The organism is Dactylosporangium darangshiense (genome assembly GCF_039537565.1).
GTDB classification, from domain to species: domain Bacteria; phylum Actinomycetota; class Actinomycetes; order Mycobacteriales; family Micromonosporaceae; genus Dactylosporangium; species Dactylosporangium darangshiense.
On the sequence record NZ_BAABAT010000081.1, the window covers coordinates 1 to 15,560 of the forward strand.

Sequence of the window (15,560 nt, forward strand, 5' to 3'; positions counted from 1 at the left end):
CAAGCTGGACCTCGAAGGTCGAGCGGTGATGGCGATGGCCCGGCGGGGACCAGGGGTGCACCCGAACCCTCCCACTCAGCGATCAAACGGGCGACTCGGATACAGGGATGGTGCACCAGTGAGCGGTGAGGCTTTCGAACCGCCCTCGTCCGGCCCTACCCCCACGGTCTGCGTTCCTCGGGTTCCTCCCGCCGGAGGTGATCGTGGTCGCGGTTCGCTGGTACCTGCGCTACAACCCGTCCTACGCGACGTTGAAGAACTCCTCATCGAGCGCGGTGTCGAGGTCGACCACGTCACTGTCTACCGGTGGGTGCAACGTTCACACCGCTGTGCGCGGACACGCCGTCTCGTCACCGTCGTGAGTATGTTCGGCGCCGCGGCGCCGCGGCGCGTGTCCGGTCTCAGGACGTGCGTGACCACATCGTTAACTAACGCTGACGTGACACAGGCGTATGCGGCGTTCGACGCCAACACCGACGGCGCCGCATTCCGGCTCGCCGAGGCGCTCGAGTCCCGCGGCGAGATGCGACGGGCAGCCGCAATGTACCGGCTCGCCGCCGAGGCCGGCGACCCACACGCCCTGTACGCGCTCGGCCGGCTGTTCGCGGCCAACTCCGAGGACGGCCAGCCGGTCACACCTGAGCATGAGTGCCACCGCTGCGGCCCTGCCTGGGAACAACGTGCGAACGCGGGGAGCAGTGCGGGAGCAGCCCGGCGCCGTCAACAGCGCCGTACCGCTCCCCCGTTTTTGCACGTTGTTGCGTTGCCGCAGGTGAGAGATGGTGCAGCGTCATGGTTCACACCGAAGTTGTCCGCGTTCGAGCGGGCCGCTCGCCCGTCCTGGGAGAAGTCGGGAGACGGCCGCCGGGCTTGCGCACCTGCCGTCAGTCGGGGCGCGTTTCCTGGTCCTGGGCCTTCCGGTCGTGGATTCCCCTGCTCCATACGACCTCGGACGGCCGCGGCCGGTCAGCGAGTCCGGGCGGCGCCCTGCCGCTGCAGCGTTGGGCGCGGCGGACGCTGCTGGGACTCCTCTACTCCTAATCCCTCTCTGCCGCTCGCCACGTCGTGCGAGCCCGCACGGTCGGTGGTCGCGCCAAGCCAGGCGACGCCCCGCTGCTGGGCGAGGGGGCGCAGGAGCCCGGCCCCGGACGGCGCGCTCGGCCGGGTCCGTCCAGAACACGTCGTGGAATGCTTGCGCAGCCACCGCCGGATGTCGCGGGTTATCGGCTCTTCGCACAGTGAGGTGGTTGCGATGCGGCCGGCCGCTCACCGGGGCCGCTGCACGACCGGCACCTGTTTGGGACGCAGAGTGCGGGTAGCCGCTGCGCGTCGGTCCGATCTGGCCGGCGCTTCCCGGCACACGATGGAGGTACTACCGTGTTCACGCACGTCAAGGACCTGCAGTTCGAGGTTCGGGTGGAGCGTCCCGATCCTCGGTTCGCCACGTTGCTGCAGGAGCAATTCGGCGGCGCAAACGGTGAGCTTGCCGCGGCGATGCAGTACTTCACCCAGGCGTTCATGCTGCGCAAGCAGGACCCGAAGATGTACGACCTGTTCATGGACATCGCCACCGAGGAACTGAGCCATCTGGAGATGGTCGGCGCGACCATCACGATGCTGCTCGATGGTCTCAACGACGACCTGAAGCAGGCCAACGAAACCTGTGACTGGATGCCGCTCGTCGGTAACGCGGCCGGCCGCGATCAGGTGATGCATCAGGTGGCGACAACACCACTGTTCATGGCACTGACCGGCGGCGGCCCGGACGTGGTCAACGCCGCGGGCGCGCCGTGGACCGGCACGTACGTCAACGCCAACGGCGAGCCCTCCGTGGACCTGCGCACCAACATCGCCGCCGAGTCCCGCGCGAAGATCGTTTACGAGTATCTGAAGCAGTTCACCGATGACCCGGGGGTTCAGGACACATTGACGTTCCTGATGACCCGCGAGGTGGCGCACTTCCAGCAGTTCACCGCAGCGCTGAACGAAATGCCGGTCAACTTCCCGCCCGGTCGGCTCCCCGGCGACGACCGCTTCCAGAACGTCGCGCTGAACATGTCCGACTCCGGGTCTGACCGCGGGCCGTGGAACGAGGGCCAAGGCCCATGGCCGGCCGGCACGGAATGGCGCTACGTCGAGCAGCCCACCGCCTGGGTCGGCTCCCCCGAGCGCCACAACCGGGGCGCCGACCCGGGCGCCACCCGTACGCCGGCCGTCGAGGGCACATCGCCGTTCGTGCACCAGCAGCACGTGGCCGAAGCAGGTACGGCACCGCGGTAGCCGAAATGGATGGCGCCGGGCGAGCTCGGGCCAATGCTTGTCCTGGCTCGCCCGCAGCGGCCGCCACATCTCAATGGTCATCGCTGGCCTTCAGTGTCATCCATGAAGGAGCGGGGTCGGTCAAATCCGACGGCCTGGCTGAGTCTGACGTTGTTTCTCCGTTCTGCGGCATGAGGTTTCAGGCAGGCGGATGTGCGGCGTCGGGGCCAAGGCTGGGCCGCAGGCTCACCCGGTATGGGCTTGGCCTTGACGCCGGCGTCGTGGACGCCATGCTGGCGACACCGGAAGACGAATGCTTGCGGTGTGGACAGGTCGTTGTTCACCAGGGTCCGAGCGCTGTCGGAGGGAAGGCCGGGATTCGGCTGCCGGTCATCCATTCGCCCCGCGGATCGGGGGCATGTGACCGGACGGGTCAATCAAGCGGGCGGCCTCGCCGGCTGCAGCCGGGGGTCAGACACAGAACGACCGCGCGTCCGGTCACGTCCGAACCGGCTCACGCCGGCGCCTTCCGGGCCTGGCTGAGGGCGCGGATGTGCCCGTCACGCAGACCGTAGAAGATGAGGGTGAGCAGTTCGCGGGCCACCGCGACGGTGGCGATGTTGCGGCCCCGGCGTTCGCCGATGCGGGTCCTGGTGGTGGCCAGCCAACCGGTGTGGGCAGCGCAGTGGGCGGCCTCGACCGCGGCCCACCCGCAACGTCCGGCCGCTGCCCGACGCGGTTGCCGCGCATCCTGGACCGCACCTGCCTCCGGCTGGCCCTCAACGATCCTCGAAGCGTTTACGCAGTTCACGGCCAGGGTACCCGAGCATCGACCCCAACCGCAGGTGCAGGGAGAGTCGATGTCAACCGACGCGATCGTGATGCTCAAAGACGACCACAAGGGCGTCAAGCGGCTGTTCAAGGAGTTCCAGGCCGCGCACGACGGACCACCGGCCCGCAAGGCGAAGATCGTGACGCAGATCCTCGAGGCGCTGACCGTGCACACCTACCTGGAGAACGAGGTCATGTACCCCGAGGTCCGCCGGCTGCTGCCCGACCTCGAAGACGACATCCTCGAATCGTACGAGGAACACCACGTCGCCGACGTACTGTGCCTCGAACTGTCCACGATGGACGCCGACGACGAGCACTTCAACGCTAAGGTCACCGTGCTCATCGAGAACGTGACCCACCACATCGAGGAAGAGGAGCAGGACTGGTTCCCGAAGGTCCGCCAGGGCCTCAGCCGCAACCAGCTGCAGGAGATCGGCGCGAAGATGCTACAGCTGCGGGCGGGCGCACCGACGAGGCCCAGCCAGCCCGCCGCGCTGAAGAAGGCCCTGGACGCCGTCCGCGCCTGACCACCGCCGCAAACACTACGAGGGGGCCGGCGGCCCCCTCGTGCTGTGCTAACGCAGTGCGCCGTCGAGGTCGGCCCTCGTCACCTTCGAGCGGCCCTTGATGTCACGCCGCTTGGCCTCCGCGTACAGCTCTTCCAACGACAGTTCCCTCCAGTGTCGGCCGCCGAACGCACTGGCCATCTCCTGCGCATCGATGTTGTGACGGTACTGCTCCAGAACGACATCCTCGGCCGGAAGGCGCGGGACGCCCCGGAACGCGTGCTTTACCTGCCTCTGACTCTCCACTCGGCTGGGCCCGATCACGCCTCAATCATGCAACGCCCACCGGCGACGCCAGTAGAACGCAGCGCCGACCCCCGCACACACCACCAGCCATGCCTAGTGTGAACAGGCGGCGCGAACCGGCAGCACGGCCAGCCGTGGGCGCGCTGCTGCAGCGCTGGTACGGGCGGATCGCAGTCGCCAGCCGTCCGTCCTCGGCAGCGGCGCTGTGCGATCCCCCGACAGGGTGAGCCATCATGCGTGGTAGGAGCATCAGCCCGAGATGATCCCCAGGCGCATGGCTGAGGCTAACCCTCCATCAGGTACTTCGGTGCGACGGCAGGTCAGCGTCGCGCGGGTGCCCGACACGGCCGAGCGGCTGTGTCCTCGGTAGATTGGAAACCCTGATGAAGCTCGCGTTGGCAGCCGCGCCATAGCAGCCCGCCCTTGCCAGTACCCGCGGCACGGACGCGCTGCCGCACCGGGACTACCGCGCAGGGAGGATCATGCTACGCAGCCGTCCAGCGACGCCTCGCATCATCGACCCCGGCTTCTGTTGCTCACCCGCCAGCGCCGACACGGCGATCAGCGCGCCGGTCAGTACGGGCACCGACCACTGGGCGACCCGCTGATGTCGCTGCACAGAGCGGACTTCAGGAGGGGTGTCGGCGGACGGCTCCGTGACCCCCTCGACCGGCACCTCGGCCGCCTGCTCCAACTCCTTGCCGAGCTTTCGGGTGTACGCTGTGGCGCCGAGCGCCGCGACGGTGAGCGCGGTCTTGGCGACACTCATCGCGCCGACGCCCCGCTGCCCGACGACGCGTCGTCGTTCGGAGGCCAGGATGCCGGTTGCCCCGATCAGGTGGGCGCCGATTGCGGCGAGGTTGACCGGGGCCCAACGGTCCCAACCAATCGACGAAACCGCCAGCCGTTCCCGCGGATTGCCGACTTTGCCGGCTGCGCCGTTGAGGCCCACTGCACCCATCAGGGAGCCGCCGAACCAGGCGGCAAGGCCGGTGTCGTGCATCGATCGCAGGATGGTATCCCGCTCGCCGATGCCGTTGCTCTTCATCGTGTTCGCCATCATGACGCCGCCTTACCCGTCCGCAGCTCGTACATGCTCACATCCGGGGCGGATTTGCGGCCTCAGGGAGCGCTCCGTGAGCGCTCCGTGAACCCAGCGCCAAGCGCTGCCGTTCCGGCGAGGGTTCGACCCGGCCGACGTGTCACGGCATGCGATTGACGAACGGATTCGGAACCAACCTGGAGTGGTCGCCAGCTGGTTGCGTGTCGGCGTGTCCATTCGGGACGTTGATGTGCTGCGATCAGTAGGTACCGATGTTGGAGGAACTGTCGCGGGAAGAGCTGATCGGGTTCTGCCGACAGTTGATCACCCAGGTTGCAGAGCTGGACCAATTGCGGCAGGCCAACGTCAATTTGACCGACCGGGTGGCACGGCTGGAACGGCTGGTCTCGCGGAGCCACAACGGCGCGGCGCCGGCTGTGGTTGGTAGCCGTAGCCGCCGCTGGTGGAGGGTAGGGTGCCGTGACACCAGCGCACCGGCAGCAGGCGGCGTCGTCGGCGCGGGAACCGGGCTGTCGTGGCGCCGGCCTGGCGGCGTTTCGCCGCGGCGAGCGAAGCGGTTGGCCAACATCGAAGCCCCAGAGTCCGCGCCTGCGCAGCATCGCATGTGAGTCTCGGCGTGCTCGCCCGCCGACGACACCATCAAGGAACAGAATCCCTCGACGGCGGGCGCGAACTGTTCCTCGACTGCACCCCCACCGAGCCATTGCTGACCGTGTCCGCTACAGCGGCATGTTCGGCCCGGGCAGGACCCGGTGCCCCCTCGTTACGGCGGCAGACTCGCGAATTTGTTGCCGTACCGAGAGGGCGTCACCCGCGTCAACGTTTCACTCGCCGGGCGCCACGGTGTCGGCGTGCACGCGGTGCTTATGGAGGCAGTCGCCGGAGGTTGGTCGGCGGCCAGGAGGAACGTGCGGGTGGACCTCTCGTTGGACGTCGCTGCAAGCTATTGCCGCCTACGGTAGGCAGGCAGCGAGGTGGCTCCGATGGCAGGCCAATCGCGTGTCACACGTAAGTGTGAGGTGGCCGTGAAATACGGGTTACTCTCCTGGACGGCGGGGGTAGCAAGCCCGTTCGGTACAGCGAAACGACAGTTTTGTTCATGTTCGCGCCGGTCGCTTGTCTTCCCCGCAGAGCACGGGCCCCGCATGTCGGCTGGGTGGACCTGGGCCGAAGGGGGAGACCGTGAACTGCAAGACGCAGGTGGTTCTGGCTGCCGGTATCGGTTATCTCTTGGGGCGGCAGCGCAAGTTGCGATGGGGATTGTTGCTGGGCGCCGCTGCCGCCAGTGGTCAGCTCGGCCGCCCAGGCGGGTTGCTGCAGCAGGGGGTGCGGGCGCTCGGTTCGTTGCCGGAGATCGGCAAGCTGGGCGAGTTGGGCGCACCTCTGGTGGAGGCCACGAAGGATGCGGCGCGGGCCGCGGTGACCGGTCGGATCGACTCGGTGAGCGGCCGTTTGCGTGAGCGGGCCGACGCGCTCCGGGAGCCCCGGAAGGCGCGCAAGCAGGAGGAGCCGTCCGAGGACCGGGAGCCGGTGGAGGAGGAAGAGCGCGAGCAACCGCCGCGGCGGCCCCGAGCGGCAGCGTCTGAGCCGGAATGGGACGACGAGGAAGAGTACGCGTCGCCCGAAGGGCGCGGCGACGACCGCTCGGCAAGGCAGGGCGCCCGCCGGTCACGGCCGCCGGCTGAGGACTACGAGCGCGAGGACGAGGACGAGGAGGAGCCGGTGGCGGCCCGCGCGCGGCCGGGTGGGCGGCCACCCGAGCGGTGGAGGGAAGGATAGCGTGCCATGGCTGGACAAGCGAGCACCAAGGCCGCTGGGGGCATCGGCCAGAAGATCACCGAGTTGCTCATGCGGGAGCTGAAGAATCTGCTCTCAGCTGCCGGCCAGCGAGCGGTCGACGCGGCCGGTCAGAAGCTCAGTTCGGCGACCGATCGGCTGACCGAGTACGCAAGCGGTCAGGGTGGAGGAGGTCTCATAGCCGCGGTGACCGGGGCGAAGAAGATGGCCGAGGGAAAGTCGCCGCTCCGGGCGGCGTTCAGCGGAGGGGTGGCCGGCGTGAAGGAGAAGGTCAAGGGCCTGTTCGGCGGCGGCAAGAGCGGGAAGGCCAAGAAGCTGAAGGTCACCAACATCGAGGAGACGATCGATGTCGGGGTGCCGGTGCGGGTCGCGTACAACCAGTGGACGCAGTTCGCGGACTTCCCGAGCTTCATGAAGAAGGTCGAGAGCGTCGAGCAGGAGTCGGACGAGAAGAACAACTGGAAGGCACAGGTGTTCTGGTCGCACCGCACCTGGCAGGCCACGATCATGCAGCAGATCCCGGACTACAACATCGTCTGGAAGTCCAAGGGACCCAAGGGCCACGTCGACGGCTCCGTCACGTTCCACGAGTTGCCGCCGAACATGACGCGAATCCTGCTGGCGATGGAGTACCACCCCCAGGGCTTCTTCGAGCGCACCGGGAATCTGTGGCGGGCGCAGGGACGCCGGGCTCGACTGGAGTTCAAGCACTTCCGGCGGCACGTGATGACGCAGACGATCCTCAACCCGGACGAGGTCGAAGGCTGGCGCGGCGAGATCCGCGACGGCGAGGTCGTCAAGGACCACGAGACCGCGATGCGCGAGGAGCAGGAGGCGCGTGAGCGGGAGGAGGGCGGCCGCGAGGAGGACCAGTCTGCGCAGCAGGAGGACCGCCCAGTCGAGGAGGAAGGCGAATCCGAGGAGGACCGGTCTGCGCAGCAGGAGGACCGCCCACTCAAGGAGGAAGGCGAATCCGAGGACGAGGCAGAAGGCCAGTTCGAGGAGGAAGAGGAGGGAGAGAAGCCCCAGCAGCGGCCGCCGCGCACAACGCGACAGCGGCAGGATGCCGCCCGGGCTCGCTGACCTGCCGCGGCCGTACGAGGAGGCATGCAGCAGGCGACCCAGGACCGGGACGGCCCAGAACCGTCCCGGTTCAGCGCACGGCGCCTGCTATCGGCTCACGGCATCTCGATCCTCGCCGAGGCCGCCGATAGTCGACAGGCGCTCCGCGCCATGGACGACGACATCCATGCGTAGCAGTGCACCTGCGGCTCGTGCCGGTACGGCTCGACGAGCGCGCGGAACGCCTCACGGCCGCCGCTGCGCGCCAGCGCCGGCAGATCCCGGGCGAGCGCCAGATCCATCGCATGTCGGCTCCTTCTCTCGGTTGCTCCCCTGCGGATGGATGGACACCGCCCGGGCCGGAAAGTCGTCGGCCTGGGTCGAGATCTGACATGACCCCGCGGTACACCGCCGCCGGCGAGGGCGGCGCGCACGGGCGGCGAGCTCAGCGGCCCGGCTGCGTCGGCGGGGGTGCGGCGGGTCGTGGTCGGCCATGGTGCGGCCGGCAGGGCGGTGGCGACTTTTCACCCGCCTGTCGGCCGAACCTGAGCGCGGAGCGGTGCTGCATGAGAGGCCCGGCTACGGTCCGGCGTTTGTCGAGTCCGTCCCGGGGGATCTAACTCCCACCGCGGATGACGAGATGACGAGAGGAATCCCGCCGTGAGCAAGCTTCTGGACAAGGCCAAGGAACTCCTGACCAAGCATGACGACAAGGTCGACAAGGGGCTGGACGAGGCCGGCGAGCAGGCCGACCGGCGCACCGATTCGAAGTACACCGGGCACATCGAACAGGGTGCCGATGAGGCGAGAGAACACACCGGAGAAGACGAGACGACCAAGTAGGGCATGAGCCACCGACGAGTGCTCGCCGACCGTGGGCCGGCTGGTCCCAGAGTCCGATTGGGTACGTGGAGTGCGTTGATGCGCGCGCTGCGAGGAAGGGGTCGACATGATCGGAACGATCCTGTGGGCGATCATCGGTGGGGCCGTTATCGGCGTCCTGGCCCGGCTGATTCTGCCTGGACGCCAAAACATATCGGTCGTGGCCACAGTCGTGGTCGGCATCATCGCCGCGCTGATCGGAGGCCTGATCGCCACCTGGCTCGGGGTCGGGCGAACCAACGGCGTCGACTGGATCCGGCACGCCATCCAGATAGTGCTCGCAGTCATCGGCGTCTACATCACTGCCCGGGTGACGAGCGGGCGAGGGCGACCCGCCGGTACAGCTCGCATGTGACGAGCCGGCATCCATCCGGAGCAGCCCGTCCTCGTTGGCCACCGTGCCGCCGACGAGCTCGGCAATGTCGTCGTACGGCAGGTCGAAAGCCTCGCGGAGCACGAACATCGCACGTTCGGGCGGCGATAGCCGCTCCATCAGGTACAGCGTCGCGTAGGAGAGGCTGTCGCGCAGTTCGACGGCCTCCTGCGTCCCAGGGTGTCGGCCGCGACCGGCTCGGGCAGCCAGGGGCCGGTGTAGGCCACCCGGGTGATCTGGGCCGACCGGAGCTGGTCGAGCGCTAGGCGGGACACGACCGTGGGCAGGAGGCCCGCCGCTGCTGGACCTGGGAGTGGTCCGTGCGCATCCAACGCAGGTAGGCCTCCTGTACCACGTCTTCGGCGTCCCACACGCTGCCCAGCGGCCGGTAGGCTAGCTCGTACCCGCAGACGTTCGTGCACGCCGACATCGACGGCACGTACGACTGCGTGATCCGGTGTGGACGACCAACTCCGGCTCCAACACCGCGCCGCCACCCGCTACCGCCCGCGCGGCTCCGCCTTCCGCACCGTCGCGCAGCTCAGCATTCGCTACCGGCCAACCCGCTGTCCGTAAACGGACCCAACCTGCCGCGCCACGGCCCGAAGGCCGGCGATCGGCTCCCCGACGACGACATCCTCCACAATGGACAACCAAGCACCCTGTGCCGGGCGGTGGCGGCGCCCGGATGGCACCTGCTGCTGTGCGGCCCACCCAACAGCAGCCGAACTGCCGCGTCCGCGACGCTGCCACCGGCGCGACGGGCGTCGCGCGGTCCCGCGGTCCGGGCCTTGCTTGCGGGCCAACGCCCGGCCGAGGGCTCGAAGCCGGGTGTGCGCGCCGGCCAAGCGGCGCGGGTTGTCGACCAGCTCCCGGTCGACAGGACGGCGAGGTGTGTGATGCCGACATCCACACCGACCACCGAGCCGGGCCGTGCCGGTATACGGTCGGCCCGCTCGACCTCGGCGCAGAACGCGAGGTGCCACCGTCCACCGTCGCGGCGCACCGTGGCGGACATGATCCGCGCCGTGCCGTTGTCGAGGCGCCGGGCGAGCTTCCGGATCGACTCGTGCAGCTTCAGGCGGCCCAGCCGGGGCAGTACCACATGCTTGCGGTCGGGCTCGACCCGGATCGCGCCGGTGGTGAACCGCACGGTGGGTGTGCTGCGGCGGCGGGACTGGAACCGGGGAAACCCGACCGGCCGTCCGGCGCGCTTGCCCGTCCTGGAGTCCGACCAGTTCTGCAGAGCGCGGGCGAGGGCGTCGAGGCCGGTGTTGAACGCCTCCTTCGAGCACTGGGCCCACCATGGCGCGACGTCAGCCTTCGCCGTGTTCCACGCCTTGCGCAGCGACGCGAGGGTCCAGGGAGATCGACTCGGTGAGCTGGTCGTCCGGCACGCCGTAGCTGCGTTCGGCGGCGCGCTGGTCCATGACGGCCTTGACCCGGGCGCGCGCCCAGTTGTGCGCGACCCTGGCCGCCCCGGCGTGTGCGGGCACCTGCCGCTCTTGGACGGGGGCAAGGTCCAGGGCGAACCGGTATGCCTGGATCGTTTTCACGCCGGGGCGTCCTCGGCGGCGGCCTCGATGGCGCGCCGGGCACGGCTTGCGGCAGCGCGGCGGCCGTACAGGCGGGCACACATCGACGTCAGCATCTCGGTGACGTCACGCACGAGGTCGTCGTCGACCGCGGCCGGGTCGACCACGAGCAACCGCCGGCCTTGGGCAGCCAGAGCGGCCTCGACGTACTCAGCACCGAATCGCGCGATCCGTGCACAGTCACCGACCCGGCGTGCCACCACCAGCAGCGGCCGCCGAAGAACGCTGGCGAAGGCACCGCGAACGGCGCCAGCTGTTGCTGCTCGGCGGGTGGCTGGCCTACGAGGCGGTCCACCGGCTGCTGCGCGACTCCGGCCGTGTCCTGTGGAGGCAGCCCCGGGAAAGCGCCCAAACTCAGACCGGCCCCATGAATCCGAAACCCACGGCCGAAGGCGGCACCACGACCAAGGCCGATCCCTCGCGTTCCACGCCCGAAACCCGCACGGCCAACCGCGGCGCCGCGGCCCCGAACACATTCCGGCCCTCCTCACCAACACCTGGTTCGCCGACCACCTCAGCCGCCTCCAGGCCATCGACCCACGGATGCTGCGCCGCTACATCGCTCGCACCCCGGTCCAGTTCGCGCGCGACCTCACCAACAGAGAAGCCGCGACACTACTCGGCCGTGCCCATGGTGCGATCAATCATGGGCGAAAGGCGGTCAAGACGTGGCGCGCCGCCGACCTGATCGACTACCAGCACCGCCGCCACTCCATGGCCACCTGGACCATCAACTCCGACGTTTGGCACACCGTCACCACCGGCGCCAGCGTGGGTGAGGGCCCCAGCTATCGGTGAGTTTGGGCCCTCCCCTCGGCGGCCGGTTTGTTTGTGCGTGTTTCTGGCCCACCCGGTCGGGCATCCTACAAGCGAGGAAAACCCGAGGGCGCGACGTTTCCCGACGGACGCTCACACGTCGTCGTGGTTGATCTCGATCCGCCGAAACGATGGCACGAGCGATGCCAACAGCATCGCCGCCGCTGCCACCCCGGCGCCGGTGAGAGCGACGGGCGCCGTCCCGAATGTCGCCGCGAGGACTGGCGCGGACAGCTGGCCGATGGGCAAGGACGCGAACGACCAGAACTCGTCGTGGGCGCCAACCCGGGAGAGCAGGCGCTCAGGGATGTTGGTGTTGTTGACGGTCTCCCAGACGACCGTGAAGAACTCGGCGACCACTCCGGCCAGGAACGACGCCGCGGCCAGCCAGAATGTGTTCGCGCCGACGCCAAGCAGCATGAGCGGGAGGGCGGCCAGCGCCATTGAGGACAACGCCGGCCTCATGGGTCGCCGCATCAGGGTCAGCTTTACCAGCACTACGCTGGCCAGCAGTGCCCCGACGCCGCGGGCGCTCAGGACCAGGCCCCAGCCCTTGGCGCCGATCGTGTCGTTGGCAATCACCGGGCCGAGGATTTGCCAGAAGCCCATGTTGGTGGCGTTGAACACGGCGAAGGCCAGCGTGACCGACCAGATCCATGGCTGGGACCTGAAGTATGTCCACCCCTCCCGCATGTCGGCGAGCATCGTTGGGCTGTCTTTGGCTCGGGGCAGAAGATCGGGCAGCGAGATCCGAGAGAAGCAGGCGGCCGCCAGGAGGAATGAGGTGGCGTCTGCGGCGATCGCCCAGCCGCCGCCGACGGTGGCGGTCAGCAGGCCGGCAGCGGTCGGACCGAGGATCCGGGCGAGATTGCTGACGGAGGCCAGCAGGGAGCTGGCTTGCTGAAGACCGCGCCCGACGGCCAGGTTCGAGAGGATGCCACGCAGCGTGGGCGTAGTCAGTCCCTGGAAGACGCCGTTGAGGGCTGAAAACGGCAGCAGGAGCGCCGGGTGCTGATGGGTGAGCAGGAGAACCGCGACGCCGGCCTGGGTGAGGCCGGCGCCGAAGCTGGTCAGCCGGAGCACGGTGTCACGACGGTAGCGGTCGGCGATGCCGCCGCCGAGGAGCGTCGCGGCGAGCATCGGAACCAACGCGGCGCTGGTGACCGCGGACAGCCAGGCTGCACTGTTGGTTCTTTCCAGGACTCCGAAGGCCAGCGCAACGGGCGACATGAAGCTGCCGGCCACAGAGATCGACCGACCGGTGAAGAACCACCGGAAAGCGGGTGAGCGCAGCGGCTTGGCAGACGCACGGCTAGTGCTGGATGCCGGTCTTGCAGCACTTCCCGACGGTTCAGAACCCCGACTCCAGAATGCTGCGGCTCTGGACACGAGGTGCCACACTGTCAGCACAGAACGGATGCATCAAGTGATTTTCGGAGGGTCCGTGCCCTCTGCAGAACGCGAGACGGGTCCACCAGGACACCACATCCCTGAGATCCCAGCGACGCGCGCTGGCCGGCTCATAGCCTGGCCACGCTCCGATCCGCCTCTCGGAAGCACCGCCGGCGACACCTGTCGACCGCCACGAAGTGGGTCCCAAACTCAGCAACATTGATCACGCAGCGGCCCCCGACCTGGGCCCCAAAGTCGCGCACGTCTGGGACCCATTGTCACGGACGAAGCCACCGGAGCGACGCGGCAGCACGACGCCGAGTGGCCAAGATCGGTTGACAACGGCCAACTATTGCTGACAGGCACACACCACCATCGATGAACGCCGCGCCTTCGCCAACTAACCTGCGAAACGCCGCCGACTATCGCGCAGCGTCACACGCGGGCCCGCTCCGAGGTCCACCCAGCATCGCCGGTGCCCTCATATCGGCCCGGAAATCGGTGGGCACCGCGAACTGAGAGCCTCCGATCGAGATACAGTTTCCTCGGTCCCGCAACGGATGCTGTCCCAGCCCCCGACAGTTGCGATCGGCACCCCCCGAGGATGGATGTCATGGGTGCAGTGGCGGCGATGCTGTCTGTGGTGCAAAAGCTCGAGGTTCAGGGCCCGGCCGGGCCCGATACCTCCGGATGTTGCGCAGCGCGTAGTGCGCTAGCCGTGGTGGGGCAGGCGTGATGACGTCGCCAGACACGGCTGCCAGCAGGGCGGCGACCCGCGCGGCGCGCGGCGTGTGTACCTGTGCAGGTCGCCGTTCCGGCGCGGCTGGCCGCGGTGCGGCGCACCGGACTGCTGGACACCGCGGCCGAGGAGGCGTTCGACCGGCTGACCCGGCTCGCGGCCACGTTGCTGGGTGCGCCCTATGCCTTCGTCACGGTCGTCGACGAGACGCGGTCCTTCTGGAAGAGCTGCATCGGTGTCGCCGCGACGAGCGTCGCCGATCTGCAGAACCCCGTCGGGGAGTCGTTCTGCCAGTACGTTATCGGCACCGGCCGGGAACTCGTCGTCACCGACGCCGCCGCCGACATCCGCACCCGGGGTAACCCGTCGATCGACCGAATGGGCGTGCGTGCCTGGGCCGGGTTTCCGATCCGCTCCGCCGACGGGTATGTGCTGGGCACGTTCTGCGCGGTGGACACGGTCACGCGGGACTGGACCCCGCACGACCTCGACGTCCTCGACACCCTCGCCCACGCCGCGGCCGGCGAGATCGCGCTGCGGATCGCGGTCGCCGACGCCGAACAGGCCACCGCCCAGGCCCAGGCTGCCACCGCGCTGGCGCAGGCCGCGACGCTCGAGGCGCTGGAGGCGGCCGACGAGGCCGCGATGCTTTCCCGCACCCTGCAGGAGAGCCTGCTGCCGCCGCACCTGCCGGACATCCCCGGCCTGGAACTGGCCGCCAGATACCTGCGGGGCGGCCGCGGCGCCGACGTCCTCGGCGACTTCTACGACGTCTTCCACTCCCCGCGCGGGACCTGGGGCGTCGTCGTCGGCGACGTCGCGGGCAAGGGCGCCCAGGCGGCGAAGACCACCGCGCTGGCGCGGTACACCCTGCGCGCGACCGCCGCGCGGACGGCGACGCCGAGCGCCAACCTCGGCGCCCTCAACACCGCGCTGCTGGAGTGGTTCACCCAGGACAGCCAGTTCCTCACTGCTGTCTACGCTAGCCTCCGGCCTCACCCGGCCGGGTTCACCGTGCGGGTGGCCTGCGGTGGGCACGATCCGGCCCTCGTCCGCCGCCGGGACTGCCGCGTCGAACCCCTCGGCGTGCCCGGCATCATCCTGGGCTGCGTCGACGACCCCCAGTTGCGCGACCGGCGTGCGGTGCTGCACCCCGGCGACAGCCTGATCATGTACACCGACGGCGTCACCGAAGCCCGACGCCCGACCGACCGCGCCATGTTCGGCACCGAAGCCCTGTACGAGCTGCTGGCCGACACCCCAGCCGTATCCGCCGACCGCCTCGCGGGCGCCGTCGAGAGCGCGGTCCTGGAGCACACCGACCGCCGGATCGCCGACGACACTGCCATCCTCGTCCTACGCGTCGTCAGTATCGACGCCGCCGCAACGCCGTCCGACCATCCGCAGGAAGGAACGAGCTTATGACCGTTGATCAGCTGCAGGTGCTCGTGGTTGAGGACGACCTCGGCGACGTCGCGCTCGTGGAAAGCGCCTTCGCCGAGCACAGCATCGCCAGCCAGCTACACCACGTGGCCGACGGCGGCGAGGCACTGGCCTTCCTGCGCCGGGAGAACCCGTACGCCGCCGCGCCGCGCCCGGACCTGATCCTGCTCGACCTGAACTTGCCCCGCGTCGACGGCCGGCAGGCGCTCGCCGAGATCAAGGGTGACGGCAACCTCAAGTCCATCCCGACGATCGTGTTCACCACCTCGGCGGCGGACGCCGACGTCTTCGCCTGCTACAGCGCGCACGCCAACGCCTACGTCACCAAGCCCATCAATCTCGACGACTACGACCGCGTCGTCGCCGAGATCCGCAACTTCTACGGCCACACCGCCGTCCTGCCCCGGCGCACCTCGGACGAACCGGCCACCTGAGCAGCCCTCCGACCTTGCCAGGTCCGGAATCAGGGGACGGTGCGGCTGGCAGGCTGTTC

Annotated in this window: 17 protein-coding genes and 3 pseudogenes; 11 read left to right on the forward strand and 9 right to left on the reverse strand. The window is 68.9% G+C overall.

The window, feature by feature from the left end; all coding sequences use genetic code 11:
* Positions 1-197: 197 nt before the first annotated feature.
* From ABD901_RS55500 to ABD901_RS55510, 3 genes and pseudogenes are all read left to right on the forward strand, one after another.
* Positions 198-316: pseudogene (locus tag ABD901_RS55500) on the forward strand (IS6 family transposase); the annotation flags it as partial.
* A gap of 1,061 nt (positions 317-1,377) precedes the next feature.
* Entirely contained in the window at positions 1,378-2,280 is a 903-nt protein-coding gene (locus ABD901_RS55505) for a manganese catalase family protein (protein WP_345143823.1), read from the forward strand.
* Between the two features lie 839 nt (positions 2,281-3,119).
* Positions 3,120-3,620 carry a hemerythrin domain-containing protein gene (locus tag ABD901_RS55510; RefSeq protein WP_345143826.1) on the forward strand — a complete coding sequence of 167 codons (501 nt, stop codon included), beginning with the start codon at positions 3,120-3,122 and terminating at the stop codon, positions 3,618-3,620.
* Between the two features lie 48 nt (positions 3,621-3,668).
* On the opposite strand, the gene ABD901_RS55515 is transcribed toward ABD901_RS55510, so the two are convergent.
* Both ABD901_RS55515 and ABD901_RS55520 read right to left on the reverse strand, forming a co-directional pair.
* Positions 3,669-3,923: a hypothetical protein gene (locus ABD901_RS55515; RefSeq protein ID WP_345143828.1), complete on the reverse strand. Its 255-nt coding sequence runs from the start codon at positions 3,921-3,923 to the stop codon at positions 3,669-3,671.
* A gap of 445 nt (positions 3,924-4,368) precedes the next feature.
* Positions 4,369-4,968, reverse strand: a complete 600-nt coding sequence (locus ABD901_RS55520; RefSeq protein WP_345143831.1) for a hypothetical protein — start codon at positions 4,966-4,968, stop codon at positions 4,369-4,371.
* Positions 4,969-5,219: 251 nt separating this feature from the next.
* Between ABD901_RS55520 and ABD901_RS55525 the strand changes: the two genes are divergently transcribed.
* The 3 genes from ABD901_RS55525 (at position 5,220) to ABD901_RS55535 (ending at position 7,848) form a co-directional block, all read left to right on the forward strand.
* Positions 5,220-5,576: a hypothetical protein gene (locus ABD901_RS55525; protein ID WP_345143834.1), complete on the forward strand. Its 357-nt coding sequence runs from the start codon at positions 5,220-5,222 to the stop codon at positions 5,574-5,576.
* A gap of 574 nt (positions 5,577-6,150) precedes the next feature.
* A complete protein-coding gene (locus ABD901_RS55530; protein ID WP_345143836.1) occupies positions 6,151-6,747 on the forward strand; it encodes a hypothetical protein in 597 nt (198 codons plus the stop codon).
* Positions 6,748-6,816: 69 nt separating this feature from the next.
* Positions 6,817-7,848, forward strand: coding sequence for an SRPBCC family protein (locus tag ABD901_RS55535; protein WP_345143839.1), 1,032 nt, complete (start codon positions 6,817-6,819; stop codon positions 7,846-7,848).
* Positions 7,849-7,943: 95 nt separating this feature from the next.
* Here the strand turns inward: ABD901_RS55535 and ABD901_RS55540 are convergent, their stop codons facing one another.
* The gene (locus ABD901_RS55540) at positions 7,944-8,129 is read right to left on the reverse strand and encodes a hypothetical protein (RefSeq protein ID WP_345143842.1); all 186 of its coding nucleotides are present in this window, start codon (positions 8,127-8,129) and stop codon (positions 7,944-7,946) included.
* Between the two features lie 358 nt (positions 8,130-8,487).
* On the opposite strand from ABD901_RS55540, the gene ABD901_RS55545 reads away from it, so the two are divergent.
* Positions 8,488-8,670, forward strand: a complete 183-nt coding sequence (locus tag ABD901_RS55545; protein WP_345143844.1) for an antitoxin — start codon at positions 8,488-8,490, stop codon at positions 8,668-8,670.
* A 106-nt stretch (positions 8,671-8,776) separates the two neighbouring features.
* A complete protein-coding gene (locus ABD901_RS55550; protein ID WP_345143845.1) occupies positions 8,777-9,064 on the forward strand; it encodes a GlsB/YeaQ/YmgE family stress response membrane protein in 288 nt (95 codons plus the stop codon).
* Positions 9,065-9,151: 87 nt separating this feature from the next.
* Here ABD901_RS55550 and ABD901_RS59450 read toward each other — a convergent pair.
* The 5 genes and pseudogenes from ABD901_RS59450 to ABD901_RS55565 all read right to left on the reverse strand — a co-directional run.
* Positions 9,152-9,202: pseudogene (locus tag ABD901_RS59450) on the reverse strand (hypothetical protein); the annotation flags it as partial.
* A 142-nt stretch (positions 9,203-9,344) separates the two neighbouring features.
* Positions 9,345-9,512: a sigma factor gene (locus ABD901_RS59455; RefSeq protein ID WP_380133601.1), complete on the reverse strand. Its 168-nt coding sequence runs from the start codon at positions 9,510-9,512 to the stop codon at positions 9,345-9,347.
* A 111-nt stretch (positions 9,513-9,623) separates the two neighbouring features.
* Complete coding sequence (locus ABD901_RS55555; RefSeq protein ID WP_345143847.1) at positions 9,624-10,235, reverse strand: hypothetical protein; 612 nt, start codon at positions 10,233-10,235, stop codon at positions 9,624-9,626.
* A 163-nt stretch (positions 10,236-10,398) separates the two neighbouring features.
* Entirely contained in the window at positions 10,399-10,638 is a 240-nt protein-coding gene (locus ABD901_RS55560) for a helix-turn-helix domain-containing protein (RefSeq protein WP_345143850.1), read from the reverse strand.
* Positions 10,635-10,919 (reverse strand): annotated as a pseudogene (locus ABD901_RS55565) (IS607 family transposase); the annotation flags it as partial. The pseudogene ABD901_RS55565 and the gene ABD901_RS55560, both read right to left, overlap by 4 nt.
* Before the next feature lie 301 nt (positions 10,920-11,220).
* On the opposite strand from ABD901_RS55565, the gene ABD901_RS55570 reads away from it, so the two are divergent.
* A complete protein-coding gene (locus ABD901_RS55570; RefSeq protein ID WP_345143852.1) occupies positions 11,221-11,475 on the forward strand; it encodes a hypothetical protein in 255 nt (84 codons plus the stop codon).
* A 111-nt stretch (positions 11,476-11,586) separates the two neighbouring features.
* Here ABD901_RS55570 and ABD901_RS55575 read toward each other — a convergent pair whose 3' ends face one another.
* On the reverse strand, positions 11,587-12,903 hold the full coding sequence (locus tag ABD901_RS55575) for an MFS transporter (RefSeq protein WP_345143855.1): 1,317 nt from the start codon (positions 12,901-12,903) through the stop codon (positions 11,587-11,589).
* 781 nt (positions 12,904-13,684) lie between these two features.
* On the opposite strand from ABD901_RS55575, the gene ABD901_RS55580 reads away from it, so the two are divergent.
* Positions 13,685-15,049, forward strand: a complete 1,365-nt coding sequence (locus tag ABD901_RS55580) for a PP2C family protein-serine/threonine phosphatase (protein WP_345143857.1) — start codon at positions 13,685-13,687, stop codon at positions 15,047-15,049.
* Positions 15,046-15,501 (forward strand): response regulator, encoded by a 456-nt coding sequence (locus tag ABD901_RS55585; protein WP_345143859.1) that lies wholly within the window; start codon positions 15,046-15,048, stop codon positions 15,499-15,501. The genes ABD901_RS55580 and ABD901_RS55585 overlap by 4 nt, the downstream gene beginning before the upstream one ends.
* Positions 15,502-15,560 lie beyond the last annotated feature (59 nt).